Origin of the sequence: Pseudomonas sp. Irchel s3a18, assembly GCF_900187535.1 — a bacterium.
Classification (GTDB): domain Bacteria; phylum Pseudomonadota; class Gammaproteobacteria; order Pseudomonadales; family Pseudomonadaceae; genus Aquipseudomonas.
Genome location: NZ_FYDV01000006.1, coordinates 1 through 25,612, shown reverse-complemented (window position 1 = coordinate 25,612; position 25,612 = coordinate 1). Strand labels below are relative to the sequence as shown.

20 protein-coding genes and 1 rRNA gene are annotated in these 25,612 nt (G+C 61.8%); 9 read left to right on the top strand and 12 right to left on the bottom strand.

Annotation, left to right across the window (positions count from 1 at the left end; all coding sequences use genetic code 11):
- Positions 1-180 precede the first annotated feature (180 nt).
- The gene (locus tag CKW29_RS10590) at positions 181-654 is read left to right on the top strand and encodes an Lrp/AsnC family transcriptional regulator (protein ID WP_095081759.1); all 474 of its coding nucleotides are present in this window, start codon (positions 181-183) and stop codon (positions 652-654) included.
- A 13-nt stretch (positions 655-667) separates the two neighbouring features.
- On the opposite strand, the gene CKW29_RS10585 is transcribed toward CKW29_RS10590, so the two are convergent.
- Positions 668-1,681 carry an AraC family transcriptional regulator gene (locus CKW29_RS10585; RefSeq protein WP_095145112.1) on the bottom strand — a complete coding sequence of 338 codons (1,014 nt, stop codon included), beginning with the start codon at positions 1,679-1,681 and terminating at the stop codon, positions 668-670.
- Positions 1,682-2,202: 521 nt separating this feature from the next.
- Here CKW29_RS10585 and antA point away from each other — a divergent pair.
- The 4 genes from antA to CKW29_RS10565 all read left to right on the top strand — a co-directional run bounded on the left by antA (position 2,203) and on the right by CKW29_RS10565 (position 6,607).
- Positions 2,203-3,591, top strand: coding sequence for an anthranilate 1,2-dioxygenase large subunit (gene antA, locus CKW29_RS10580; RefSeq protein ID WP_095145113.1), 1,389 nt, complete (start codon positions 2,203-2,205; stop codon positions 3,589-3,591).
- A 2-nt stretch (positions 3,592-3,593) separates the two neighbouring features.
- The gene (antB, locus tag CKW29_RS10575) at positions 3,594-4,085 is read left to right on the top strand and encodes an anthranilate 1,2-dioxygenase small subunit (protein ID WP_095145114.1); all 492 of its coding nucleotides are present in this window, start codon (positions 3,594-3,596) and stop codon (positions 4,083-4,085) included.
- An 18-nt stretch (positions 4,086-4,103) separates the two neighbouring features.
- Entirely contained in the window at positions 4,104-5,126 is a 1,023-nt protein-coding gene (gene antC / locus CKW29_RS10570; RefSeq protein ID WP_095148410.1) for an anthranilate 1,2-dioxygenase electron transfer component AntC, read from the top strand.
- A 77-nt stretch (positions 5,127-5,203) separates the two neighbouring features.
- Entirely contained in the window at positions 5,204-6,607 is a 1,404-nt protein-coding gene (locus tag CKW29_RS10565) for an amino acid permease (RefSeq protein WP_095148409.1), read from the top strand.
- A gap of 62 nt (positions 6,608-6,669) precedes the next feature.
- Here CKW29_RS10565 and kynA read toward each other — a convergent pair whose 3' ends face one another.
- Both kynA and kynB read right to left on the bottom strand, forming a co-directional pair.
- Positions 6,670-7,524 (bottom strand): tryptophan 2,3-dioxygenase, encoded by an 855-nt coding sequence (kynA, locus tag CKW29_RS10560; protein WP_095145117.1) that lies wholly within the window; start codon positions 7,522-7,524, stop codon positions 6,670-6,672.
- Positions 7,521-8,186, bottom strand: coding sequence for an arylformamidase (kynB, locus tag CKW29_RS10555; RefSeq protein WP_095081768.1), 666 nt, complete (start codon positions 8,184-8,186; stop codon positions 7,521-7,523). Before kynB ends, kynA begins: the two co-directional genes overlap by 4 nt.
- Positions 8,187-8,409: 223 nt before the next feature.
- Between kynB and CKW29_RS10550 the strand changes: the two genes are divergently transcribed.
- The 3 genes from CKW29_RS10550 to CKW29_RS10540 all read left to right on the top strand — a co-directional run bounded on the left by CKW29_RS10550 (position 8,410) and on the right by CKW29_RS10540 (position 9,861).
- Complete coding sequence (locus CKW29_RS10550) at positions 8,410-8,985, top strand: NAD(P)H-dependent oxidoreductase (protein ID WP_095145118.1); 576 nt, start codon at positions 8,410-8,412, stop codon at positions 8,983-8,985.
- 55 nt (positions 8,986-9,040) lie between these two features.
- Entirely contained in the window at positions 9,041-9,412 is a 372-nt protein-coding gene (locus CKW29_RS10545) for a MerR family transcriptional regulator (RefSeq protein WP_095145119.1), read from the top strand.
- 104 nt (positions 9,413-9,516) lie between these two features.
- A complete protein-coding gene (locus CKW29_RS10540; protein WP_095081774.1) occupies positions 9,517-9,861 on the top strand; it encodes a cupin domain-containing protein in 345 nt (114 codons plus the stop codon).
- 226 nt (positions 9,862-10,087) lie between these two features.
- On the opposite strand, the gene mmsB is transcribed toward CKW29_RS10540, so the two are convergent.
- Complete coding sequence (gene mmsB, locus CKW29_RS10535) at positions 10,088-10,975, bottom strand: 3-hydroxyisobutyrate dehydrogenase (RefSeq protein ID WP_095081776.1); 888 nt, start codon at positions 10,973-10,975, stop codon at positions 10,088-10,090.
- Between the two features lie 10 nt (positions 10,976-10,985).
- Positions 10,986-12,512, bottom strand: a complete 1,527-nt coding sequence (locus CKW29_RS10530) for a CoA-acylating methylmalonate-semialdehyde dehydrogenase (protein WP_095145120.1) — start codon at positions 12,510-12,512, stop codon at positions 10,986-10,988.
- Between the two features lie 149 nt (positions 12,513-12,661).
- Between CKW29_RS10530 and CKW29_RS10525 the strand changes: the two genes are divergently transcribed.
- Positions 12,662-13,609 carry a LysR family transcriptional regulator gene (locus tag CKW29_RS10525; protein WP_095145121.1) on the top strand — a complete coding sequence of 316 codons (948 nt, stop codon included), beginning with the start codon at positions 12,662-12,664 and terminating at the stop codon, positions 13,607-13,609.
- On the opposite strand, the gene CKW29_RS10520 is transcribed toward CKW29_RS10525, so the two are convergent.
- From CKW29_RS10520 to rrf, 7 genes are all read right to left on the bottom strand, one after another.
- The gene (locus tag CKW29_RS10520; protein ID WP_095145135.1) at positions 13,606-14,058 is read right to left on the bottom strand and encodes an OmpA family protein; all 453 of its coding nucleotides are present in this window, start codon (positions 14,056-14,058) and stop codon (positions 13,606-13,608) included. The genes CKW29_RS10525 and CKW29_RS10520 overlap by 4 nt on opposite strands.
- Before the next feature lie 62 nt (positions 14,059-14,120).
- Positions 14,121-15,389, bottom strand: a complete 1,269-nt coding sequence (locus CKW29_RS10515; protein WP_095145122.1) for a diguanylate cyclase domain-containing protein — start codon at positions 15,387-15,389, stop codon at positions 14,121-14,123.
- Positions 15,386-15,961, bottom strand: coding sequence for a YfiR family protein (locus CKW29_RS10510; protein ID WP_095145123.1), 576 nt, complete (start codon positions 15,959-15,961; stop codon positions 15,386-15,388). The genes CKW29_RS10515 and CKW29_RS10510 overlap by 4 nt, the downstream gene beginning before the upstream one ends.
- 160 nt (positions 15,962-16,121) lie before the next feature.
- A complete protein-coding gene (gene recD, locus CKW29_RS10505) occupies positions 16,122-18,209 on the bottom strand; it encodes an exodeoxyribonuclease V subunit alpha (RefSeq protein ID WP_095145124.1) in 2,088 nt (695 codons plus the stop codon).
- The gene (gene recB, locus CKW29_RS10500; protein WP_095148408.1) at positions 18,206-21,895 is read right to left on the bottom strand and encodes an exodeoxyribonuclease V subunit beta; all 3,690 of its coding nucleotides are present in this window, start codon (positions 21,893-21,895) and stop codon (positions 18,206-18,208) included. The genes recD and recB overlap by 4 nt, the downstream gene beginning before the upstream one ends.
- Positions 21,892-25,344: an exodeoxyribonuclease V subunit gamma gene (gene recC / locus CKW29_RS10495; RefSeq protein ID WP_095145126.1), complete on the bottom strand. Its 3,453-nt coding sequence runs from the start codon at positions 25,342-25,344 to the stop codon at positions 21,892-21,894. The genes recB and recC overlap by 4 nt, the downstream gene beginning before the upstream one ends.
- 165 nt (positions 25,345-25,509) lie before the next feature.
- Positions 25,510-25,612 (bottom strand): 5S ribosomal RNA (gene rrf, locus CKW29_RS10490); the annotation flags it as partial.

The following is a 25,612-nucleotide window of genomic DNA, read 5'->3' as shown; positions in this document are numbered from 1 at the left end:
TCCTGTTCTTTAAGTGACATGCGGCCGGTGGCTACCGTATTCCGGGGTTTTCCATGCCTGCACGATGAGCAAATAATGAACGAACCTTTGCAGAATTTTCGTGCAAAGTGGCAGGTCATATAGTAGTTATCTCGAAGATAATTCGAATCCAACTCAAAAAACCGCGGATTTATTCAACCCATGACACTCGACTCCACAGACCTGCGGATCCTGCATTACCTGCAGCAGGATGGCCGTATCAGCAACCAGGAACTGGCGGAGAAAGTCGCGCTATCGCCCTCGGCCTGCCTGCGTCGTTTACGCCTGCTGGAAAGCGAGGGGATCATCACCGGTTATCGCGCCGAACTGAGCGCCGAACGCTTGGGCGTGGAGCTGGAAGCCATCGTCCATGTGTCCCTGCGCCAGGACATCGACGACTGGCACGAGACCTTCATCAAGAAGGTCCAGGACTGGCCGGAAGTGACCACCGCCTACGTGATTACCGGTGCCAGCAACTACGTGCTGCGGATCCAGGCACGCAACCTCAAGCACTTCTCGGATTTCATCGTCAACAAGCTCAACCGCACGGCGGGGGTGACCGATATCCGTTCGGAAATCGTCCTGCAAAAAATCAAGGAACGGGTCAACCTGCTCGATCTGGTTGCCCGCAAGTAAGACACCGACTCACTCAAAGCCCGCGCATACGCCGGGCTTCGTGACGCTGCACGGTGGCGCTGGGGGATTCGTCGAACAGCTTGCGGTACTCGGCGGAAAAGCGGCCCATGTGGGTAAAGCCCCAGGCCATGGCGATCTCCGAGATATTGCGCGCCTGGCCATGCTCAAGCAGATCCTGACGCACCGCGTTCAACCGATGTTTCTTCAGATAGGCCATCGGTGACAGGGCGAAGTACTTCCTGAACGCTTCGAACAACTTGAACCGGGAAACCCCCGCCGCCGCTTCGATATCTTCCAGGTGCACCGCTTCGCGGGCGTTGTCGTGGATGTACTGCTTGGCCCGGACCAGATAGTGCGGCACCTTCACCGCCAACACCTGGCGCAGCTCCTCGGAGTAATTGTTCGGCTGGGCGAGGATCAGGCCCTTGATCAACGAGCTTTCGAGGTCCCGTGTGAAGGTCACCTGATCGAACAGCACATTGCTGTGCTCCAGTTCCGCGATGAAATACCGCGCCATGCGCCACCACGCCGCCGACGCGCCATCAACCGCGTCCATCACCGGTTCGAAGCGCAGCGGCGCATCCAGCGGGTGCTGCAGGATCCCTTCCAGCGACTCGCTCATGGCGGCGCGAGTGATCACCACCTGAAGCTTGCGACAGTCACCGGAGATCGCCAGCATCTGGCTTTCATTCGGAGAAATGATCACCCCTTGATCGCGGTTGGACTTGAGCAGCGTGCCGTCCTTGCGCAGCTCCTGCTCGCCCACCAGCGGCAGGCTGAGGCTGTAGCTGCTGAAGTGTTCGGCATCTTCGATATCGACGGTCACATCGGTGCCGTACTCGATCGTGCCCAGGGTGGTGGCCATGGACTTGAACACATTGGCGCTGTGATGAAAGCGGATCCGCTCCGGCGTCGTGGTTTCAAGGCGATGCGGGCCGCAGATCCCCGACATCCAGGTCCTGGCCCCTTCAAGGTCATAGTGATCGATACGAATATCGCGAAACTGCGGATCAGCTTTGCTACTCATCACGGCGCACCCACGGCAATATTTTTTTCAGCGCGCTCTGACGGCGCACCTCTGGCGTGAAGCGAGCAAGTTCCAGACCACTCAACGCGCCTGCTGACCCGATGGATAGCAATCGCCAACTATGTGGATAAGGCACGCCCCGGATCACGGTGCATGCCCCTGAACAACGCTCCAGGCTGGGCAAAACAGTACCTCAATGCGCCGCACCGGGGCAGCCGTTCATCGAATGGTGCAGGCGCGTGGGTATTCGCTGCCCAATCCGATGCGAGTGTTACCCCTAACGCCGATCACTGTAGGAGCACGCTCGCGATGGACGTCAACGATACGCGTGCGGTCTGAATAAACGCGTCGCCCTTGAGTTCATCGCGAGCGTGCTCGCTCCTACAAATATCCGTGTTCAAGCCGTGCCTCGCTCAACGAACTATGTGGACTACCTTCGCCGACTAAGCGGATAGACCCTCCCCCTCCCCTCTCTCTCTAATGTGCTCATCGATTGGCCTGAATAAAAAAGGGGCACACCCATGAGTGGCGAAAAAAACTTCGAGCAATGGAAAACCTTCATTGAAGGCTGCCTGGACTTCCGTCCGGCAGAGGGCGTGTTCCGCATCGCCCGGGACATCTTCACCGAGCCGCAGCTGTTCGACCTGGAAATGGAGCTGATCTTCGAGAAGAACTGGATCTACGCCTGCCACGAAAGCGAGCTGGCCAATAACCACGACTTCATCACGATGCGTGCCGGGCGCCAGCCGATGATCATCACGCGCGACGGCGACGGCCAGCTCAACGCACTGATCAACGCCTGCCAGCATCGCGGCACCACGTTGACCCGGGTCGGCAAGGGTAACCAGTCGACGTTCACCTGCCCGTTCCATGCCTGGTGCTACAAGAGCGACGGCCGCCTGGTCAAGGTCAAGGCGCCTGGCGAGTACCCCGAAGGGTTCGACAAGGCCACCCGAGGCCTGAAGAAAGCCCGCATCCAGAGCTACAAGGGGTTCGTGTTCATCAGCCTGGACGTACACGGCGATAACAGCCTGGAAGACTTCCTCGGTGACGCCAAAGTGTTCTTCGACATGATGGTCGCCCAGTCGCCCACCGGTGAACTGGAAGTGCTGCCCGGCAAGTCGGCCTACACCTACGACGGCAACTGGAAACTGCAGAACGAGAATGGCCTGGATGGCTACCACGTCAGCACGGTCCACTATAACTACGTGGCCACGGTGCAGCATCGCCAGCAGGTCAACAGCGACAACGGTACCGCCACGGGCAGCACCCTGGACTACAGCAAGCTGGGGGCCGGCGACGCCAATACCGACGACGGCTGGTTCGCCTTCGACAACGGCCACAGCGTGCTGTTCAGTGACATGCCCAACCCGACGGTGCGCTCCGGCTACAGCACGATCATGCCGCGCCTGATCGACGAGCACGGCCAGGAAAAAGCCGAATGGATGATGCATCGGCTGCGCAACCTGAACATCTACCCGAGCCTGTTCTTCCTCGACCAGATCAGCTCGCAGCTGCGCATCATCCGCCCGGTGGCGTGGAACAAGACCGAAATCATCAGCCAGTGCCTGGGGGTGAAGAACGAGTCGGACGCCGACCGCGAAAACCGCATTCGCCAGTTCGAGGACTTCTTCAACGTCTCCGGCCTCGGCACACCGGACGATCTGGTGGAGTTCCGTGAAGCCCAGCGCGGTTTCCAGGCTCGCCTGGAACGCTGGAGCGATATTTCACGCGGCAGCCACCGCTGGGCCACGGGCGCCACGCCCAACAGCGAAGCGATCGGTATCGCCCCGGCCATGACCGGCACCGAGTTCACCCATGAAGGGCTTTACGTCAACCAGCACAGCAACTGGCAGCGCTTCCTGCTCGATGGCCTGGACGCGAAATCCCTGAAGCTACGTGAGGTGTGAACATGAATGCGCAATTGCAGTACCAGATCGAGCAGTTTTTCTACCGCAAGTCCGAGCTGTGCGACGCCAAGGAGTGGGACGCCTACCTCGCACTCTTCGACGAGAACAGCGAGTTTCACCTGCCGCAGTGGGATTCGGAGCATGTCTACACCCAGGATCCCAAGCGCGAGATGTCACTGATCTACTACGCCAACCGCTCGGGCCTGGAAGACCGGGTGTTCCGCCTGCGCACCGGCAAGGCAGCCTCTGCCACACCCTTGCCGCGCACCCTGCACCAGATCAACAACGTGCGCATCAGCGAACTGCCACAGGGTGAACTGGAGGTGCGACTGAACTGGCACACCCTGTTCTATCGCCTGGCGACCTCCGAGCAGTTCTACGGCACCGCGACCTATCGCCTCAAGCCGCACCACGACAGCTGGGTCATTGCCCGCAAGCATGTGCTGCTGCTCAACGACACCATCAACTCGGTGCTCGATTTCTACCACCTCTGACACCCTGGAGACCGAGGCATGAACCACAAGGTTGCGTTCAGTTTCGCCGATGGCAAAACACTGTTTTTTCCCGTGCACGCCAACGAGATATTGCTCGATGCGGCGCTGCGCAATGGCATCAGGATTCCGCTCGATTGCCGCGAAGGGGTGTGTGGCACCTGCCAGGGACGCTGTGAGTCCGGCGACTACAGCCAGGACTATGTGGACGAGGACGCCCTTTCCAGCCTGGACCTGCAACAACGCAAGATGCTCACCTGCCAGACCCGGGTAACCTCCGATGCGGCGTTCTATTTCGACTTCGCCTCCAGCCTGTGCAATGCCGCCGAGCCCGCTCGACTCAACGGGACTGTGACGCAGGTTACCCAGGTATCGGCCAGCACCGCGATCCTGCACCTGGACTTGGGTGCCAGCGCCCAGCCGCTGGACTTTCTACCGGGGCAGTACGCCCGCCTGCTGATTCCGGGCACCGCGAACCTGCGCTCCTATTCATTCGCCAACCGCCCGACCAGCAGCAATCAGTTGCAGTTCCTGATTCGCCTGCTGCCGGACGGCGTGATGAGCAACTACATTCGCGAACGCTGCCAGGTCGGCGATCAGATCGCCCTGGAGGCGCCGCTGGGCGCTTTTTACCTGCGCCACATCACCCGGCCGCTGGTGCTGGTGGCGGGTGGTACGGGGTTATCGGCCCTGCTGGGCATGCTGGATGAAATCGCCGAACGCGGCTGCGAACACCCCGTGCACCTGTACTACGGCGTGCGCGAGGCGGCCGACCTGTGCGAGGGCGAACGCATCCGGGCCTATGCCCAGCGCCTTCCGGGGTTTCGCTACACCGAGGTGCTCAGCGAACCCACGCCCTGCTGGACGGGCAAGCGCGGTTACATCGCCGAGCACTTCAATGCCAGCGAACTGCGCGATGCCCCGGCCGACCTGTATGTCTGCGGGCCACCGCCCATGGTCGAGTCGATCAGGACCTGGCTGGCGAGCCAATCCCTGGAAAACGTGCAGCTTTATTATGAAAAGTTCACCGAAAGCAACGCCTGACGCTCACAAACGGGCGGTAATTGAATAAGCTGTCGGGGTGCAACAAGGCCGGATCAAAACAACTAGAAGGTAACCAGATGGCGGATGAAAGACAGCAACAAGGCGAACTCAAACGGGGGCTGAAAAATAGACACATTCAGCTGATCGCATTGGGCGGTGCAATTGGTACCGGGTTATTCCTGGGTTCCGCTGGCGTGCTCAAGTCGGCGGGGCCCTCCATGATCCTCGGCTATGCGATTGCCGGGTTTATCGCCTTCCTGATCATGCGCCAGCTGGGCGAAATGATTGTCGAGGAGCCGGTCGCCGGTTCCTTCAGTCACTTCGCGCATAACTACTGGGGTGGTTTCGCCGGCTTCCTGTCGGGCTGGAACTACTGGGTACTGTACGTACTGGTGGGCATGGCGGAACTGACCGCGGTCGGCAAGTACATCCAGTTCTGGTGGCCCGAGGTGCCGACCTGGGTCAGTGCCGCGGTGTTCTTCGTGCTGGTCAACCTGATCAACACGATGAACGTGAAAGTCTTCGGTGAAATGGAGTTCTGGTTCGCGATCATCAAGGTCGTGGCGATCATCGGCATGATCGCCCTGGGCTGCTACATGCTGTTCAGTGGCACCGGAGGCCCGCAGGCCTCGGTGAGCAACCTGTGGGACCACGGCGGGTTCTTCCCTAACGGCACCACCGGCCTGCTGATGGCAATGGCCTTCATCATGTTCTCCTTCGGCGGCCTGGAGCTGGTGGGTATCACCGCGGCTGAAGCCAGCGAGCCACGCAAAGTGATTCCCAAGGCGATCAACCAGGTGGTTTACCGCGTGTTGATCTTCTACGTCGGCGCACTCACCGTGCTGCTGTCGTTGTACCCATGGGACCAACTGCTGCAGACCCTTGGCGCGTCCGGCGATGCCTACAGCGGCAGCCCGTTCGTGCAGATCTTTGCCCTGATCGGCAGCGACACCGCCGCGCAAATCCTCAATTTCGTAGTCCTCACCGCCGCGCTGTCGGTGTACAACAGCGGCGTCTACTGCAACAGCCGCATGCTGTACGGCCTGGCAGAACAGGGCGATGCGCCGAAAAAGCTGATGAAGCTGAACAAGCAAGGCGTTCCATTGCTGGCGCTGGGTGTGTCGGCACTGGTCACTATGCTGTGCGTGGTGGTCAACTACGTGGCCCCCCATGGAGCGCTGGAGTTGTTGATGGCCCTGGTGGTTGCCTCGTTGATGATCAACTGGGCGCTGATCAGCCTGACGCACCTGAAGTTCCGCAAGGCGATGAAGCAAAAAGGCATCGTCCCGGGCTTCAAGGCATTCTGGTCACCGTACACCAACTACCTGTGCCTGGCCTTCATGGCCGTGATCATCTGCGTCTTGCTGATGATTCCAGGCATTCGGGCATCGGTGTTCGCCATCCCGGTCTGGGTCGCGATCCTGTTCGTGGCCTACCGGATGCGCGTGGCTCGCACTCGCGCCTTATCGGTCACTCAATAAGCGTTCGCCAGTCAGTAAAAAGCCCCGGTATTCACTGAATGCCGGGGCTTTTTATTGACCGATCAGAGGGTCGACCGCACTCGCCACAGTTCTGGGAACAACACAGTGTCGAGCATCTTGCGCAGGTAGCCGACGCCTTCCGTACCACCGGTGCCCGGCTGGAAGCCGATGATCCGTTCAACCGTGGTGACGTGGCGGAAGCGCCACTGGCGGAACGAGTCTTCGAGGTCGATGAACTTCTCGGCCAACTGATACAGGTCCCAGTACTGCGTAGGGTCTTTGTAGACCACACGCCAAGCCGCTTCGACTGTGGCGTCATGCGCAGTCGGCTGGGTCGGGTCGCAGGTCAAACGCTGCGGATCAATCGCCAGCCCCGCGCGGGCCATCAAGTGAATCGCCTCGTCATACAGTGACGGTGTGGCGATCGACTTCTCCAGTTCCGCCAACAGTTCCGGGCGGTGGGCATGCGGGCGCAGCAGCGTTGCACTCTTGTTGCCGAGGATGAACTCGATCTCGCGGTACTGGAACGACTGGAAGCCCGACGACTGCCCCAGGAACGGCCGGATCGCGTGGTATTCGGTTGGGGTCATGGTCGCCAGCACGGTCCAGGCATGCACCAGCTGATCGAAAATCCGCGACACCCGCGCCAGCATCTTGAACGCCGGCGGCAGCTCACCCAAGCGAACGTGTTCGCGGGCAGCCTTGAGCTCGTGCAGCATCAGTTTCATCCACAGCTCGGATGTCTGGTGCTGGATGATGAACAGCATTTCGTTATGGTCCGGGGACAGCGGATGCTGGGCGCTGAGAATCTTGCCCAGGTCCAGGTAGTCGCCGTAACTCATGGAGTCGGAAAAATTCAGCTCGGCGTTATGCCATTCGTCTGTCGGGTTGCCCGGTGAATAGGGACATTGGCTCATCGAACCGACTCCTCAGGTTGCAGTGTAGGGAGTGGACGCAGGATCGCCCGAACCGGGCTGGCGTCCAGATTGGCGAAGCGCAGCGGTAGCGCGATCAGCTCGTAGTCGCCTTCCGGCACCTCATCGAGCACGATGCCCTCGAGGATCGCCATGCCATGGCGGGCCACGGCGTTGTGCGCATCCATGGTCTTGGATTGCTGGGGGTCCAGCGACGGCGTATCGATACCGATCAAGCGCACACCCAGGCTCGACAGCAGCTCGACGGTTTCCTTGGCGACCGCCGTGAAGTCCGGGTCCCAGGTCGCCAGGGGGGCCTGTCGATAGGTGCGCAGCAGCACGCGCGCCGGCACATTGGCCAACCGGCCTTGCAGTTGCCCGGGCTGAACCAGGGCGCCGCTGTCCAGGCAGTGCAGGACGCGGCACGGGCCCATGTAGACCTCCAGCGACACCTCGCCAATCGGCGCGCCGTCGGGGCGGTAATGCAGCGGTGCATCGACGTGGGCCCCGGTGTGGGGAGACAGGGTAACGCGGCCGACGTTGACCGGGCACTCGGGCCCGAACGTCCACACGCGCTCTTCCTGAAACGGCGTATCACCCGGCCACGTGGGGGTTGCGGTGCTCAAGGGGGGACTGATGTCCCACCACGATGGTGTAGTTTTCATTGTTGGAATCTCGGCCTGCTCACCCGTGAATGATACGAGTGAAACCCGTCAACTTTCTTGCGAAATCCTTCGGCAACGGCCAAATGTTTCGCACTTAATGCTAAAAAAACGGAGTTTATCGGATAGAAATTTCAATGGATGCTACAGCTGCTATCCAAGGATCTTGACTCTCCCCCAAGGGGTCGACTTTATCCTCCTGGTTTTACCTTCCAGGGAGAAGCACATGGGCAAACGGATACTGGTGATTCTCGGCCACCCTTCCAGTAACAGTTTTTGCGGCGCCCTGGCCGACCGCTATGCGCAGGCGGCAAACAGTGCCGGGCATGAGGTTCGCGAGCTGCGCCTGGGCGCCTTGAGTTTCGACCCGATTTTGCGCGAGGGCTACCAGCAGGTTCAGCCGCTGGAAGCCGACCTGTTGAAGGCTCAGGCGGACATCACCTGGGCCGAACACCTGACCTTTGTGTACCCGATCTGGTGGGGGGCGATTCCAGCGTTGCTCAAGGGCTTTTTCGACCGGGTGTTCCTACCTGGCTTCGCCTTCAAGTACCGTCCCGGCAAGGCCTTTCCAGACAAGCTGCTGCAGGGTCGTACCGCCGACCTGCTGGTGACCATGGACACACCGCCCTGGTATTACCGCTGGATCTATCGCATGCCCGGCGTGCATCAAATGCGCAAGACCACCCTGGCCTTTTGCGGCATCAGACCGCTGAACACCCTGACCTTCGGCCCGGTGCTCAACTCAACGCCACGGCAACGGAACAATTGGTTGATGCAGGCGCAGGCTATCGCTGAGGGCTAAGTCTCGGAGATAATCGGCGGTGTCATCCGGGACACTCACGAAAAAGGGACTTTTCATGTACATCGGTAAAGCGGCAAAGCTGTCGGGCACCACCATCAAGAGCATCCGTCACTACGAAGACATCGGCCTGCTACCGCCCGCGCAGCGTCAAGGCAAATACCGCATTTACGACCAGCACAGTGTCGACCTGTTGAGCTTCATCAAATGCGCCCAGCAATTGGGTTTCAAGCTCAAGGAAATGCAGGTGATGCTTCAGGACCACCGCGACCAGACGCCACCTTGGGACCTGGCCCTGCAGGCCATCGTCGACAAAAAACAGCAACTGGCCGACAGCATCGTGCAACTGACCCAGCAACACCAGCAACTGTCCAAGCTCCAGGCGAGCCTGGCGCACGTGCAACAGCAGTGCCCGCTCGAGCGAGTGTGAAGCCGCGCGCGTTTCTGGATAGCTCAGTGTCGAGCACAGACAACTGACCCGCGGATGGACGCTATAGGGTGCGACTTCAGTCCTGCCTAACGCTCGGAGTCAGCATGTCCAAACCCATTACCGTCCTGCGCGATACCCATCCGCTGCCCGTCCTCGATGCCTGCAAATGGGAAAAGCTCGAAGGCGATCCGCACACCGTCAACCTCAACGCCTACACCAGCGAGGATGGCAGCAAGATCATGGGCACCTGGATCTGCACACCGGGTAAATGGCGAGTGGACTACGTGAAGTGGGAGTACTGCCATTTCCAGGAAGGCTACTGCGTGATCACCCCGGACGGCATGGAACCGATCCACCTGCGTGCCGGTGATATCTTCGTCGTGGAGCCGGGAATGAAAGGCACCTGGGAAGTGGTCGAGACCGTGCGCAAGTATTTCGTGTTCGCCTGAGCACAAAAAACCGGGAGCCCACCCGACGTGGGCTCCCGGTAAAGATCTCGTGTAGATACACACCCCAGAATGTAGGAGCGAGCTGGCTCGCGATGAACTCAAGAGCTACGCGTTTATCCAGAAAATACGCGTTATCGTTAACGCCCATCGCGAGCCAGCTCGCTCCTACATTGGGCTAAATGTAAAAAACCGGGGGACCACTCGATGCAGTCCCCCGGAAACACCCCTACTGAGGTTTGCGATAGCCGTTGATGATCGCCGAGAAGTCCTTGCCGCCTTCACCGCGCAGGCTCATGGCCTGATACAGCTGCTGGGCCACCGCCCCGAGCACCACCGGCTGGTGCACCTGGCGCGCGGCTTCAGTGGCCAGCCCCAGGTCCTTGAGCATCAGTTCGGCACCGAAACCGCCGGTGTAGCCACGGGACGCCGGGGCCGTTTCAACCACGCCCGGCCACGGGTTGTACATTTCCGAACTCCAGCAACGGCCGGTGGAGCTGTTGATGATCCCCGCCAGCACGCCCGTGTCGATCCCCAGGGCATCGCCCAGGGCCATGGCTTCACTGACGCCGACCATGGAGATCCCCAGCAGCAGGTTGTTGCAGATCTTGGCGATTTGCCCGGTGCCGACTTCGCCACAGTGCACGATGTTGCGGCCCATCTGCGCCAGCACCGGTTGCAGGGTGGCGAACAGTTCCGGGGTAGCACCGACCATGAAGGTCAGTGTGCCGGCCGCCGCGCCACCGGTACCACCGGAAACCGGTGCATCGGCCATGCTCACGCCTTGTTTGGCTGCTGCGGCGGCGACATCGCGGGCGGTCTGCGGATCGATGGTGCTGCAATCCACGGCGGGCACGCCCTTGGCGATCCCGGCCAACACGCCGTCTTCACCCAGCCAGACGCTGCGCACATGCACGGCGGCCGGCAGCATGGTGATCACCAGTTCTGCACCTTGCGCGGCTTCACGGGCCGTCGCGCTGATGGTACCGCCCAGCTGTGCCAGCTCCGCGAGCACGGCTTTGTTCAGGTCGACCAGGTTCAGCGAATGGCCGGCCTTGATCAGGTTGCGCGCCATCGGCGCGCCCATGTTGCCGAGACCGATAAAAGCGATTTTCATGTCCGGCTCCTCAACGCAGGTTGATGGTGGTGTTCACACCGTCATTGACGCTGTCATCGTCGAACCAGCGGCTGGTGACGGTCTTGGTTTGAGTGTAGAACTGCACCACTTGCTTGCCATACGGGCCCAGGTCGCCGAGCTTGGAGCCACGGGAACCGGTGAAGCTGAAGAACGGGACCGGCACCGGAATCGGGATGTTGATGCCGACCTGGCCTACGTCGATTTCATTCTGGAACTTGCGCGCCGCTGCTCCGCTCTGGGTGAACAGGCCGGTGCCGTTGCCGAACGGGTTGGCGTTGACCAGGGCAATGGCCTGATCCAGGGTGTCGACCTCCAGCACCACCAGTACCGGGCCGAAGATTTCCTGGGTGTAGATCTGCATGTCGGTAGTCACGCCCGAGAACAGGGTCGGACCGACAAAGTTGCCCTGCTCGAAGCCCGGAACGCTGACATCGCGACCGTCCAGTTCAAGCTTCGCACCTTCCTTGATGCCGCTTTCGATCAGTTCCAGAATCCGTGCCTTGGCGCGCTTGGAGATCACTGGGCCGACATCGGTACCCGGCTCGCTGCCTGCGTTGACCTTGAGTTGTTGCGCCAGGGCCTTGAGGTCTGGCAACCACTGCTTGGCCGCGCCCACCAGCACCACCACCGAGGTGGCCATGCAGCGTTGACCGGCCGCGCCGAAACCTGCGCCGACCAGGGCGTTGAGCGCTTGCTCACGGTTGGCATCGGGCAGCACCACGGCGTGGTTCTTGGCGCCCATCATCGATTGCACGCGCTTGCCGTGCTTGCCAGCCAGGTCGTAGACATGGGTACCGACCGCGGTCGAACCGACGAACGAAACGGCCTTGATGTCCTTGTGGGTGCACAGGGCATCCACCACGTCCTTGCCGCCGTGCACCACGTTGAGCACGCCAGCCGGTACCCCGGCCTCAATCGCCAGCTCCACCAGCAGCAGGGTCGACAGCGGGTCCTGTTCGGAAGGCTTGAGGACGAAGGTGTTGCCGCAGGCGATGGCCATCGGGAACATCCACAGCGGAATCATCGCCGGGAAGTTGAACGGCGTGATACCGGCGCACACACCGATCGGTTGGCGCAGGGTGTAGGTGTCGACGCCACCGGCGACGTTTTCAGCGAACTCGCCCATTTGCAGGCTGCCGATGGAGCAGGCGTGCTCGACCACTTCCAGGCCACGGAAAATATCGCCTTCGGCGTCGGCAATGGTTTTGCCTTGCTCGGCGCTCAGGACCACGGCGATGCGTTTGGAGTGTTCGCGAATCAGCGCCTGGAGCTTGAGCATGATGCGCATCCGCGCGCCAATCGGGGTCAGCTTCCAGGTCTGGAAGGCGCGATGGGCCGCACTGATCGCCGCGTCAACTTCCTCGGCCGTGGCGAACGGGACTTTGGCCAGCACTTGCTGGGTCGCCGGGTTGACGATGTCGTGCCATTCGGTGGTCTTGGACTCGACCCACTGACCATCGATCAACAGCTTGACGGTCTGCACGGTGGTTTCGTTGGGCGTAAGCGATGCGTTCATGCTGGTCTCCGGAACTTGTAATTATGCTAGGAGCCAAGGCGAGCAAGTCGCCTTGAGATGAGGCGTGTACCGCGAAATGGTTATCGGGCTGTTTTTGGAGTATAGATGTGCAAACTTCTAATAAGAACGCACATAAAAGCCGGTCCAACATGCAAAAAAACATCACATCCCTGGGCTCCCTGAACTGGGACGACCTGAAGTTTTTCCTTGAAGTCGCCCGCACCCGCAAGGCCAGCACCGCCGCCAAGCGCCTGGCCGTGGACTACACCACGGTGTCGCGGCGCATCAGCTCGCTGGAAGGCTCCATGGGTACCTTGCTGTTCGAGAAGTCCCGGACCAACGGCTTTGTCCTCACCGCCGAGGGCCAGCGTTTGCTGGGGTATGCCGAATCCATAGAAAGCACGCTGCACATGGCGTGCGAACAGGTCTCGGGTTCGGGGGTGGCGTTGTCCGGCCACGTCAGGATGGGCTGTACCGAGGGTTTCGGCAGTTTCTTCATCACCCCGCAGCTCAGCCACTTCGTCGATGCCTACCCGGCGATCTCGGTGGACATCCTGCCGTTGCCGCACTTCATCAGCCTGTCCAAGCGCGAAGCCGACATTGTCATCGCCCTGGAGCGCCCGGAACACGGCCCTTACGTCTGCTGCAAACTTTGCGACTACCGTTTGCAGTTGTACGCGACCCAGGACTACCTCGACCAACACCCACCCATTCGCCGTCCGGCTGATCTGGGCCAGCATCAGTTCATCAGTTATGTCGACGACCTGGCCTTCAGCTCGGAGCTGCTGTACCTGGCCAACGTGCTGCCCGGCGCCAGCGCCAACCTGCGCAGCACCAGCGTGATTGCGCAGTTTGTCGCGGCGCAGCAAGGCCGCTCGCTGGCGATCCTGCCGTGTTTCCTGGCGGCCCAGGACCCACGGCTGCTGCCGGTATTACCGGAGGAGATCACGATCACCCGGCAGTTCTGGATGTACTGCCGCGAAGACCTGCGCAAGCTCAAGCGGATCACCCTGCTCTGGGACTATATCCGCGCCGTGACCGAGCAGAATCAGGCGCTATTGATGGGTGAGACCCGAACGATGCGATTCGCCGACTAGTCGGCGCTGACCACGATCGCCACCCGGCGGTTCTCGGTGCGTCCGGCAGCGCTGTTGTTGGGTGCCACCGGCTCGCTGCTGCCCAAGCCACGCAGTTGAATGTTCTCTTCGCGCATGCCAACGCGGGTCAGTACCGTGGCCACACTCTTGGCCCGGCGCAGGGACAGTTGCTGGTTATAGGCTTCCTTGCCCGAGGCGTCGGTGTGGCCGTCGACTCGCACGCGCTCGATGCCGACGCCCAGCAGCGCCTTGCCAATCCGCTCGACGATGTCAGTGCTTTGGACGTTCAGGCGCTCCACGTCACTGCCAAACAGCACCTTGCCCGACAAACCGAACTCCCAGCCTTCCTCGGTCAATTCGAACCCCTGTTGTTTGAGCACGGTGATTTGCGCGGGGGTGAGGCCTTTTGGCGGCGCGGTCTGGCACCCGGTCAAGGCCAGCATGGCCATGAACAGGGTCAGGGTCAGGGTGAAGAGTCGAAGGGAACGCTGAGTCAGTGAAAACAAGGGGGTTAGCTCCTGGTTTGAACGTTGACGGCAAGGTGCTCCGACCGTGCCGTGTATTGCCCGCCTCGAGCGAGGCTTTTGGCGTGATACATCGCCGCATCGGCGGCATTGAGCAAGGCGCCGGGGGTGGTGCCATGATCGGGGAAAATCGCGATGCCCACGCTCAGTGAGGTCAGGACCGAGTGACCGCCTGGCAGCTGAACCGGTATCTGCATGCTGTCGATTATCTTGCCGGCAATCCGTTCGGCATCTTCGGTCCTGTGCAACGGCGTCAGCAGCACGGCAAACTCATCGCCTCCCAGGCGTGCCACCAGGTCCTCTTCACGCAACTGCGCCCGGACCCGGTTAGCCACCGCCACCAACACCGCATCCCCCGCGGCGTGGCCGAAACTGTCGTTGATCTCCTTGAAGCGGTCACTGTCGAGAAACAGCACCGCCACCCGCTGATTGTGCTTGCTGCCGTTGCGCAAGGCGCGGATCAAGCGGCCTTCAAAGAAGGCCCGGTTCGGTAGCCCGGTCAGGCTGTCGTGGCTGGCCTGGTGAGCCAGGGTTTCATTCTCGCTTTGCAAATTGGTCTGCCAGGACTCCAGTTCATCGAGCAGGGCATTGAAGTCATTGCCCAGGCTGTCCAGTTCGGCGATACGCGCCGGTGGCACACGCTGGTCAAACGCGCGCTCGATCCGTGCGGCATGGGCGACATCCGCCCAGCGCCGTAACGGGCCGATGATTCCTTGCAGTTGCCGGCGCGCCAGGAACATCGCCACCCCGGCACTCAGCGCGGTGCACAGGACGATCCCGGCCAATCCACTGAGCAGGAAGCGCATCAGGCTGGCGCCATGTCCGGTCAGCAGAATACTGCCGACTGGCTGATCCTGATGGACGATGGGCAGGCGGATGGGTTCTTCCAGCAGGGCGCGGGAAATCTGCATTTCAAGCTCAGACACCAGTCCGGTTTCCGGCCGCTGCCAACGCGCCAACAACTGGCCTCTGGCGTCGAACACCTGGGCATCGGCCACTTCTTCCGTGGCGGCGATCAATGCCAGTGCCTCGGTCGCCGCCACGTTGTCGTTGAACACCACCGCCGCTTCCACGGTGTAGCTGATGGAGCGAGCGATCAGGTGCAGGTTGTGATCGGCGTACACCCGCAAGGCCAGCACGCCCATCGCAGTCAGGGACAAGCTGGTCATGGCCACGCCGACCAGGGCGACGATCAGGTTGCCACGGCCAATGACCGAGCGCAGCGTCGGGCGCGCGCTTCTATTGAACAGGCTCATGGGGCCGCCTGTTTACGGCGTGACAGTTGCAAGACACTGGGGTGAATGCGCACGCCGCTGCGAGCCACCGAGTCGAGGTTGACCTCGAATGACACATGACTGTCGGTGACCTGCAGGCAGAACAGGCTGCCGACCGTGCATTGATCGCCACCCTCGCTGATACTCAGCACCGGGCGACCGCTCAATCCGGCAAACAGCGTGCTGCGCTCTTCGGGGGTCAACTTGCCGAGGTAGACCGCATCGCACTCACTGACAATGCCCGGGTCACCGGCCAGCAGGCGGCGCACGATCACCGGGCGCCCGGTGGCCTGGGTCGTGCCCTTGACCAGGTCGTCGGTGTATTCCGTGGGCCCGATCACGCAGAGCCGCAACCGGGTCGGCTCTACCGGCCAGCGCGCATAACTGAGAATGCCCAGCACGACCTGGGTGACGGATTTTGCGCGTTGATCGGCCATGCTCACAGGCGTTTGCGACTGAGCGAACAGCGGAAGGCTGAACAAACAGAACATCCCGGCCAGCCAGAATCGCTTCCAGCCCACCATGCATTCTGTCGTCCAGACAGTCAGCTTCATGCAGGAATTCTCTTTGGTCGTGACGAAAATGATGCCGCAACGATAGCACAGCACAGAAACAGCGGCGAGGCCACGCAGTGCGCGGCCCGACTGACTATCCGGTGTTTCCAGCACCCGCGCCCCATGGAAAAGCTGATCGATCAGTCATCTTTCATAGCCATCAGCCCAATTCCAGCATCAGCCCGCTCAAGCGCTTGACCTTACGCCGCACCGCCTCCTCGAACACGCCGCTGCGGGGTTCTATCAGACTGAACCAGTCCTTGGCCCGGGTAATGCCGGTGTAGATCAGCTCCTTGGTCAGCACCGGGTTCAGCGCATCCGGAAGGATCAGCGCGGTGTGGGCGAATTCCGAGCCCTGGGACTTGTGCACCGTCATGGCATACACGGTTTCCACATCGTTCAGCCGGCTCGGTAACACAAACCGCACACCACCCTGGCCATCGTTGCGGGCAAAGGCCACACGCAGCACCTGGCGACCGGCATCCTGCCCATCACGCTCTGGCAGTTTGAGGGCAATGCCGATGTCGCCATTCATCAGGCCCAGGCCGTAGTCGTTGCGCGTCATCAGCACGGGCCGGCCTTCGTACCATTGCTGGTCGCTGTCGATCAGTCGGGCCTTGAGCAACGCGGTCGTGATGCGCTGGTTCAGCCCTTCCACCCCCCATGGCCCCTTGCGCACGGCGCACAGCAACTGGAACGCATCAAAGGCGTGCAAGACATCGCGGGCCCAGTTCTCCCAGCAAGCATCGTCGGGGGCGGCGTCCAGGGGCGGTCGCTGATTGCGCAGCAGGCTCAGGTAATGCCGATACCCTTTCGGGCCGTCCCCCTGGCCATCGAGCAGCAGGCGCTCCAGTGCCCTGTCCTGCTCGCCCTTGAGCGCCAGCACATGCAGATCGACATGGCTACGGGCCGCCAGCAACTGACGTGCGTGCTCGGCGTTCTGTTGATTGACCCAGCGCGCCAGCTGACCGATGCCGCTGCCCTCACCGAAGCGCCGCGAGTGGCGCAACATCACCACTTGCTGGGCCAGCGGGTGACGGCCATCGAGGTCTTCCTGCAGCTCGCTGCCGCTCAGCTGTTCACCGCTGACCGCTTCCAGCCAGTCACGGGTCTGTGGACTGTACCAACCGGCCTCGGCATCGCGACACAGGTCACCGAGCACGGCGCCGGCCTCCACCGAGGCCAGTTGATCCTTGTCACCCAGCAGCACCAGGCGGGCATGGGCCGGCAAGGCGTCGAGCAGGTTGGCCATCATTTCCAGGTCGATCATCGACGCCTCGTCGACCACCAGCACATCCAACGGCAGCGGATTGCCAGCGTGATGCCGGAAATGCCGGGTGCCCGGACGGCTGCCCAGCAGACGATGGACCGTGGTCACGTCAGAAGGGATCTTGTCTCTGACATTGTCGGCGACCTGCAGCGTACGGACTTGCTGGCTGATGGACTCGGTCAACCGCGCGGCAGCCTTGCCGGTCGGCGCCGCGAGCCGAATGCGCAACGGCTTTTGCGCCTCCACGGCGGGCGCCTGGAGCAGCGCCAGCAAGCGCACGACGGTGGTGGTTTTACCGGTGCCTGGCCCGCCAGTGATGATGCTGAATGCACCACGGGTGGCCAGGGCACAGGCCAGCTTCTGCCAATCGATCGGGGCACCGGCCTTGACCGGTCCAAACAACCCGTTGAGGCGTTCGGACAGATCAGCCGCGACAGGTTCATGGGCCACCAGCCGTTCGCGCAATGCGCTGTCGATGCGCCGCTCGTACGCCCAGTACCGTCGCAGGTACAGGCGCTTGCCGGACAACACCAACGGCCGGTGCCGGGTCTCTTCTCGCCCATCGGCGGCCAACGCCACCAGCGGGCTGGACGCCAGCACCTTGCACCAGTGGGCGCCTTCCACGGCTTCCAGCAATTGCGAGGGCAGCAAGCGGGTACCGGTCTGCACCTCGCCTTCCGGCGGCAGGGACAGGGCGAAGTCCGGCTCCTTGAGCGTCTCGAACAGGTCAAGGCAGACGTGACCGTGCCCCAACTGGTGACTGGTCAATGCCCCCGCCAGCAACACCAAGGGGTCACCGTCCGGGTCGCGCTCATGGAGGAAGGCGACAAAGGCCTTGTCCAGCGCCCGCAGCCAGCCGCGCTCGACCCAGCGCTCAAGCAACAGCAACAAGTCCTCGGCACGGCTCAGGGGCGCCAGTTGCGCCAGACTCTCGGCCGTCAGGGGTGTGGGTAGCAGGTCAGCGAAGGAACGATTCATAGCAATACACCCTGCTCCCAGGCGGCTTCGGCCCTGGGTTCTGGTTGGCCCTGGAACAAGCGGTCCAGGCGTTCGATCAAGGTGCGTGGCGGACGGGTGAAATACACGCCCTGGCTCGGTGCCTGAGTGCCCCGCAGGAACAGGTACAAGGCGCCGCCCATGTGGCGGTCGTAATCGTAGTCGGCGAGCCGTGCCTTGAGCTGGCGATGCAGCGCCAGCAGGTACAGCACGTACTGCAGGTCATAACGGTGATCGAGCATCGACTGCTCCATAGCCTGCTCGGTGTAGGCCGAGTCGTCGGCACCCAGCCAGTTGGATTTGTAGTCGGCCACGTAGTAGCGCCCCTCGTGCTCGAAGGTCAGGTCGATAAAGCCCTTGAACATGCCATTGAGTTTCACCGGCTCGGCCGCTACTCGGGCAGCACCACCATGGGTGTATTGCCGCACCAGCTCATCGAGTTTCACCACATCGACGGTGTGGCTGGCGAACCAGAACTCCATCTCCACCCGGTACTCGGTCAATTGCCCTAATACCACCGGCGATTGGTCCGCGCCCAGGCGCAACGGTGCCTGGATCAGGTGTTCCAGCCAGCCACTCAGGGTCGTGATCCAGCCTTCCCAGCCGCGGCGGTTGCAACGGCGGGCAATGGCGTCTTCGATGGCCTGCTGATCGGCGCTGAAGCCCTCGTTGCCGGCCCACTCCAGCAGGCCATGAAGAAAGGTGCCGGGATTCGGCCCACGGGGAAAACGATGGATATCACCGCCACTGACGAGCACCTCACGGGGGGCGTCCGGGTCAAGGCGCTCGTCATCGAAGAGTTTTTGCGCTTGCGGGCTTTCCGGAGCCTCGTCGCCAGCACCCGCCAGGCGATCGCCAATGCGCAGCGCACTGTAGGAGGCGATCCACCAGTTTTCCGCCGCCCTGCGCTTGGGCTCTCGCGGTGCGAGTAACTTCGCCTCGTTGCGCGGTGGGTGATAGCGCTCGTCGTTGGCCTCGGGCATCTCGCCAATGCTCAGCGCCACGCAGTCGTGCTGCATGTCTCGCAGCCAACACGCCAGGCCCGCCGATTCAGCCAGTTGTTCGCCCCCGCCGAGTACATAGCCCAGCGCAGAGAGGTGCAGCACCGAGCTGTTGCTGTTGCCACGCTTGAGGTCGCTGACGCCGAGCCAGCACGCATGCCGGGCCCGGGTCAGGGCCACGTAGAGCAACCGCAAGTCTTCTGCCAGGCGCTCGTGGTCGGCCCGTGCAATCAGCTCGGGCGTCGGGCTCATGGAGACCTGAGACTTGCCGTGTTCATCGTGGTAATGCAACGGCAGGCGACTGCCGTCCACCGGCTTGGCCGAACAAATGAACGGCAGGAAGACCAAGGGGTACTCAAGGCCCTTGGACTTGTGGATGGTGACCACCTTGACCAGTTGCTCGTCGCTTTCCAGGCGCAGGATCTGCTCTTCACCCGCCTGCCCGGACAACGCCAGGTGCTCGGACAGATGCCGGATCAGGGCCTGCTCGCCATCCAGCTCGGCGGCGGCCTGCTGCAGCAGTTCCGAGAGGTGCAGCAGGTTGGTCAACACCCGCTCGCCATCGCTGCGGGCAATCAACGCCTGAGGCAGTTCGAAGTCGTGGAGCAGGCGCCGCAACATCGGCAGCACCCCCTGAGTCCGCCAGATCAGCCGATACGCACGAAACTGCATGACGCGCCGTTCCCAGGCCAACTCATCCTGGTTCAAGCGTTCCAGCTCTATCAATGACAGGTTAAGGGTGATGCTGGCCAATGCCGCACGCAGCGGACGCTCGACATCCGGCTCGGCACAAGCCTTGAGCCAACTCAGCAGGTCATGGGCTTCCTGGGCGGCGAACACTGAGTCCTTGTCCGAAAGGTAGACACTGCGCACACCTCGCGCCGACAACTCATTGCGCACAGCCTGGGCCTCCTTGCCATCGCGCACCAGAATCGCGATGTCGGCCGGCAGCAAGCCCACGAGCGCTTGCGCGTCGCGCACGAAACCCGCCCGCCCCTGCTGGCCACCGTTGAGTAACGCGGTAATTTCACTGGCGCACGCGGCGGCCAGTTGCTGTCGATAGACGGCACCCGACAGGGGCTGTTCGCTGGACAGCTGCCAGACATTCAGCGCCGGCACCGCCTGGCCGTCGACCTGCAACGACTCCTTGCGGCCCTGGGACGCTACCGGCGAAAAGGGGACGGGGTTCTCGCCGTCCGGCTCACGGAACAGAAACGCACCCCGCCCCTGCTCTCGACATTCAGCCCTCTGGAACACATGGTTCACCGCATCGACCATGCCGTGGCTGGAGCGGAAGTTGGTGCCCAGGGTATGCAAGCGTCCGCTTGTCGCCTGGCGTGCCCGCAGGTAGGTGTAGATATCGGCGCCCCGGAATGCATAGATCGCCTGCTTCGGATCGCCGATCAGAAACAGCCCGCTCTCCGGGTTGTTGTCCTCAATGCGATAGATGCTCTCGAAGATGCGGTACTGCACCGGGTCGGTGTCCTGGAACTCATCGATCAACGCGACCGGGAACTGCTCACGGATCAAGGTCGCCAGGCGCTCACCGCCCTCGGCTTGCAACGCCGCGCGCAGGCGCAGCAACATGTCGTCGAAGCCCATTTCGGCGCGACGGCGTTTCTCGTGTTCAAAACGCGCGCCGATCCACTGCGCCGCATGTTTCAACACCGCGGCGTCCGGCGTCGGCAGTGCATCCAGATGGGTTTTCAAGCCGGACATGGCGTCCAGCCCTGGATGAGTGGGGGCCTGGCCTTTCCAGGCTTCGGCCATGCCATCGGGGGTCAGGCGAGTGAAGCCGGTGCCGATGTCCAATTGCTCAAGGCTTTCATCCTCGGCCCAGGCGCTGATTTTCTCGAACCAGGGCTCGAAATAACGGGCTTGCATCTTGCGACCGTCAACGGCCTTGCTCGCCACGCCCTGCAGGCAGATGTCACGCAACTCGGGGGCCCATTGCACCCAGGGTGCCTTGAGCGCCACCAGCGCCTCACGTCGTGCCTGCAAGCACTCGCCAATCAACTCGGCCGGTGCCTTGCCCTCTGCGCTGTCACGCTCACTGTCGAACAGTCCACGCACCCGCGACAACAAGGCCGCCGGGCCGCCCCAGTTGGAGCGCACCCAGTTCAGCGCGTCGCCCTGCATCGGATAGCAATACAGGCGCCAGTAATCGCGCACCACTTCGCCGAGCAGGTCGCTGTGATCGGTCTCAAGGGATTGGGTAAACAGGCTGCCGCTGTCGAATGCGTGCTCACGCAGCATGCGCTGGCACCAACTGTGGATGGTCGAAACGGCGGCCTCATCCATCCATTGCGCGGCAATGTCCAGGCGGTTCGCACAGCCGGGCCATTGTTCGACGCTGTACTGCCCGCGCAAGTCGGCGATCAGGCTGTCGGGGGCCGGTGTTTCGTCGCGGAAGAACTGGGCGGCTTCCGCCAGTCGGGTGCGGATACGCTCGCGCAGCTCCTTGGTGGCCGCATCGGTGAAGGTCACCACGAGAATTTGCGGCGGCAGCAGTTCGCGGCCAAAACCGCTGAACTGATCGCCGTGCCCCAGCACCAGGCGCAGATACAGCGCCGAAATGGTGAAGGTCTTGCCGGTACCGGCACTGGCTTCGATCAGTTGGCTACCACGAAGCGGGAAGGCTAATGCCAAGGGGACTGTTGCTGTCATGCAGGCGATTCCTCGCGGGTCACGGAACGCCAGGAGGCTTCGAGCAGCGGACGGTAGAGCGCGTCACACCAGGCCTCGAAGGTTTCATCGGCAATCAGGGCGTTGTAATCGGCGAACTGGCGTGCCAGCGCGGGGCTTTCCCGTCGCTCGCCTTCGCTGGTCAAGCCATCGCCCTCGTAGGCCTTGCGAGCCGCGGCCTGTGCTTTGACCGGATCGGTCTGGCCCAGCCAGGCGAACGCAGTCTTGACCGCCACCGGCAGGGGCTGACGCATGCCCGACTGCCAGGCCTGCAGCAGATCGCCAAGGATCTTCAGCGCGGCGTTTTCGTCCAGCGGGGCCAGTAGCAGGGTGTCGTCACTGGCGACCAACCCCGTGGTCATCGGCAAGCCGCACGCACAGGCCACCAGATGGTTGATCCACGGCCGGGTCAGCCGATGCCATTTGCGCGTCTTGATCGAACCAATGCTGTTGGGGATCGTCGTGACCGACAATAAGCCACCGTCGGCCCGTTGATGAAGCCCACTGAGCCAGCCCTCCAGACTCACGCCATTGAGCTGCAGCGAAACCGGCAGCGCGCTGGTGTTCGGTGTGGGCCACAACGCCAGCAGCTGTTGATAACGCTGCACCAGATCCGGCAGCGGCTCGATCAACTCACGCTGCAGGCACTCACCGAAACCGGCCATCGGCAGCAAGCCACTGTGTTGCAAGCGCTGGGCCTGGAGCTGCAAGGCTTGCTCGGGTTGATCCGGATGGCTCAGCGCCGCTTCAAGCAGGCTGTCGCTCAGGCTGTAGCGCTGCAAGGCATCGAGCACGAAGGGCTCTTCGTCTTCCAGGGGTGCCTGGGCCGATTCGAAAAACACTTTGAGGCGCTGACTGAAAAAGTGCCGCACCGGGTGGCGCAGGAAATCCTGAAGCTGTGCCAGGCTCAGCGGCTCTTCCTGAACATAGGGATCCAGCAGGACCGACGCCTGGGTGTGCGGGCGATCCTCATGCAATAGCTGCCATTCCCGGGCGTAGCTGAACAACTGATCACCTTCATGGAAGTAGCGTGCACTGAAGGGCTGCAGCGGATGCTCCTGAGTCATCGCCGCCAGCAGCTCTTGCTGCTCATCCACAAGCCTCCAACCATTGGCCAGGTGATCACGCAACTGACCGATAAGCACCGATGCCGGGCGCTCGCTGTTGTCGCGAATACTGCGTCCGACCCAACTGATGTAGAGCTGATCGCGAGCCGAGAGCAAGGCTTCGAGCAGCAGGTAGCGGTCGTCCTCTCGCCGCGAACGGTCACCGGGGCGGTAGTCGCTGCCCATCAGGTCGAAGTCCAGTGGCGGTTGCGCACGCGGGTAATCACCGTCGTTCATACCCAGCAGGCATACGAGCTTGAACGGGATGGCGCGCATCGGCATCAAGGTGCAGAAATTCACCGCACCGGCCAGGAACCGCTGGGACAAGCGCCCCTGGTCGAGACCGGCCAACCAGGCTTCACGCACGACGGTCAGCGGCAGCTCGTCATGCAGGCCAACCGACTCGCAGGTCTCCAGCCAGGTTTCGCGCAGCAACTCGAGCTGGGCGAGCAGGTAGTCGTCGTGCTCATTGCTGGCCAGGAAAAACACCTGCATCAGGGCTTGCAGGCGCGCGCCCCATTGCTCGGGCGACGCCGGTCGTGACAACTCCTGGTGAGCAATCTGCAAGGCATCGAGCAAGGCCACCAACGGGCCGATCAGGGCCGCATCCAGGCCGCCGATTTCATCGTAGGGTTCGATGCCATCGCAGGCCTCGCCACTGCCCACGGCATAGCCCAGCAGCATGCGGCGCAAGCCAAAGCGCCAACTGTTTTGCTCGAGCTCACCTGGCAGCCCCAGGCCGGCACGCTGCTCGGCATTCATGCCCCAGCGAACACCCGCGCCTTCTATCCAGCGATGCAGCGTCGGCAGGTCGCGCTCTTGTACCCCGAATCGGGCCCGCAAGGCGGGCACGTCCAGCAAGTCGAGGATTTCACTGACCGGGAATCGGCTATCGGGCAACTTGAGCAAATGCTCGACGGCAATCAGCAGCGGGTCACGGCCACGCTGGCCCTGATCCGTCAGGGTGAAGGGGATAAAGCGCCGATCCTCGCGCTCAAGTTGGCCGAACACTGCCCGAATGTGAGGCGCGTAGCTGTCGATGTCCGGCACCATCACGATCACATCCCGTGGGCGCAACTGAGGGTTGGCACTGAAGCGCGCAAGCAACTGGTCATGGAGAATCTCCACTTCACGTTGTGCGCTATGAGCAATGTGAAAACGAATCGACTCGTCCTGCGTGAGGTCGATGGCCGGCCACAACTGGCGAGTTTCATTCAGCGGACGCAACTCCAGGATGTCGTCCTGCAGTTGGTTGAGCAGGGTGAGCGGCGGGGTATCGCTGAACAGGTCGATGCGGCCGTCGCGAAATGCCGAACGGTAGCTGTTGGGATCGTCGTAGCTGTCGAGCAGGTTGATGTAGTCACGACCTTGCTTGCCCCAGGCCGCCAGCAACGGGTGTGCGTGCTGGTGCAGGGTCTGCGGGTCAAGCACCACGGGCATGCCGGCCTTGCGCGCCTGACGTTTGTATTGGTGCCTTAACAAGTCCTTATCGGCGACGATGTCCGCCCAATGGTGACGACATGGGTTATGCACACACAAAAGGACCTGGCTGAAACGCGCCAATCCAGCGAGGGCTTCCAGGGCTTGGGCGGGCAGTGAAGAGATACCGAAAACGATGACCCGGGACGGCAAACCACGGGGGGCTGTGTCCAGGCGGGTGATGGTTTCAATGAAGCGCTGGTGAACACCGGCACGGCTTTGCGCCATGCCTTGCTCACCCACATCCAGCAGTAACGCACGCCATAACTCGGCCTGCCAACAGTTAGCCGGTGTCAGGGGTTTGCTCTCGCCTCGGCCATTACGAAGCTGATGACGTCCTGCTGCCCAGTCTTCCAGCCAGTCCGCGCGGTAGACCTGATACTGGTCGAACAAGTCCGCCAGGCGCTCAGCCAATTGATAGCGCTTGCGCAGATCGGTGTCGTTGGTCAGAAAGCGTTGCAGGGGTTCGAAGTGCGGCTGATTGATCAACTCCGGCAGTAGCCGCATCAAACGCCAGGTCAGGGGTGCCTTGTCCAGCAAGGATTTGGCGGGGATCTCGTCGCGTCCCAGCACCAGCCGATAGAGTTGCCACATAAAGCTGCCAGGCAACTGCACATCAATGGCCGCTGCAATGCCACAGCCGCCCATATCGTCGTCTTCAGGGTCTTCGGCCAATGCCAGCTTCAGCCATTGGGCGATGCCGTTGCTCTGCACCAGAGCAATTTCATTTTCCAGAGGCGCGAGCGGATAACGCCGCATCCAACTGACTACCAGACTACGCAGTTCATCCAGGCGATTGCCGTGGACCACCATAAAGCCAGCGCTGAGCAGCGAGGCGTCCGCCATGAGAGCTTCCTTGGAAATGTGCAAAAGCCAGGGTCGAACCTTAGCATTGTCAGGTGCCTGTGACAGCCTGAAGCAATCCGATGCCATGGCAAGCGAGTGGAAACTTTTTCGCGCACAAAAACAAAACCCCTACCTGCATCAGCAGATAGGGGTTTCGGAATTTAATCTTGACGATGACCTACTCTCACATGGGGAAACCCCACACTACCATCGGCGATGCATCGTTTCACTGCTGAGTTCGGGATGGGATCAGGTGGTTCCAATGCTC

Bases quoted from the DNA above. Each gene is read 5' to 3' on its own strand.
- CKW29_RS10590 (WP_095081759.1), top strand. From the start codon at position 181: ATGACACTCGACTCCACAGACCTGCGGATCCTGCATTACCTGCAGCAG.
- CKW29_RS10585 (WP_095145112.1), bottom strand. From the start codon at position 1,681: ATGAGTAGCAAAGCTGATCCGCAGTTTCGCGATATTCGTATCGATCAC.
- antA (WP_095145113.1), top strand. From the start codon at position 2,203: ATGAGTGGCGAAAAAAACTTCGAGCAATGGAAAACCTTCATTGAAGGC.
- antB (WP_095145114.1), top strand. From the start codon at position 3,594: ATGAATGCGCAATTGCAGTACCAGATCGAGCAGTTTTTCTACCGCAAG.
- antC (WP_095148410.1), top strand. From the start codon at position 4,104: ATGAACCACAAGGTTGCGTTCAGTTTCGCCGATGGCAAAACACTGTTT.
- CKW29_RS10565 (WP_095148409.1), top strand. From the start codon at position 5,204: ATGGCGGATGAAAGACAGCAACAAGGCGAACTCAAACGGGGGCTGAAA.
- kynA (WP_095145117.1), bottom strand. From the start codon at position 7,524: ATGAGCCAATGTCCCTATTCACCGGGCAACCCGACAGACGAATGGCAT.
- kynB (WP_095081768.1), bottom strand. From the start codon at position 8,186: ATGAAAACTACACCATCGTGGTGGGACATCAGTCCCCCCTTGAGCACC.
- CKW29_RS10550 (WP_095145118.1), top strand. From the start codon at position 8,410: ATGGGCAAACGGATACTGGTGATTCTCGGCCACCCTTCCAGTAACAGT.
- CKW29_RS10545 (WP_095145119.1), top strand. From the start codon at position 9,041: ATGTACATCGGTAAAGCGGCAAAGCTGTCGGGCACCACCATCAAGAGC.
- CKW29_RS10540 (WP_095081774.1), top strand. From the start codon at position 9,517: ATGTCCAAACCCATTACCGTCCTGCGCGATACCCATCCGCTGCCCGTC.
- mmsB (WP_095081776.1), bottom strand. From the start codon at position 10,975: ATGAAAATCGCTTTTATCGGTCTCGGCAACATGGGCGCGCCGATGGCG.
- CKW29_RS10530 (WP_095145120.1), bottom strand. From the start codon at position 12,512: ATGAACGCATCGCTTACGCCCAACGAAACCACCGTGCAGACCGTCAAG.
- CKW29_RS10525 (WP_095145121.1), top strand. From the start codon at position 12,662: ATGCAAAAAAACATCACATCCCTGGGCTCCCTGAACTGGGACGACCTG.
- CKW29_RS10520 (WP_095145135.1), bottom strand. From the start codon at position 14,058: ATGGCCATGCTGGCCTTGACCGGGTGCCAGACCGCGCCGCCAAAAGGC.
- CKW29_RS10515 (WP_095145122.1), bottom strand. From the start codon at position 15,389: ATGAGCCTGTTCAATAGAAGCGCGCGCCCGACGCTGCGCTCGGTCATT.
- CKW29_RS10510 (WP_095145123.1), bottom strand. From the start codon at position 15,961: ATGAAGCTGACTGTCTGGACGACAGAATGCATGGTGGGCTGGAAGCGA.
- recD (WP_095145124.1), bottom strand. From the start codon at position 18,209: ATGAATCGTTCCTTCGCTGACCTGCTACCCACACCCCTGACGGCCGAG.
- recB (WP_095148408.1), bottom strand. From the start codon at position 21,895: ATGACAGCAACAGTCCCCTTGGCATTAGCCTTCCCGCTTCGTGGTAGC.
- recC (WP_095145126.1), bottom strand. From the start codon at position 25,344: ATGGCGGACGCCTCGCTGCTCAGCGCTGGCTTTATGGTGGTCCACGGC.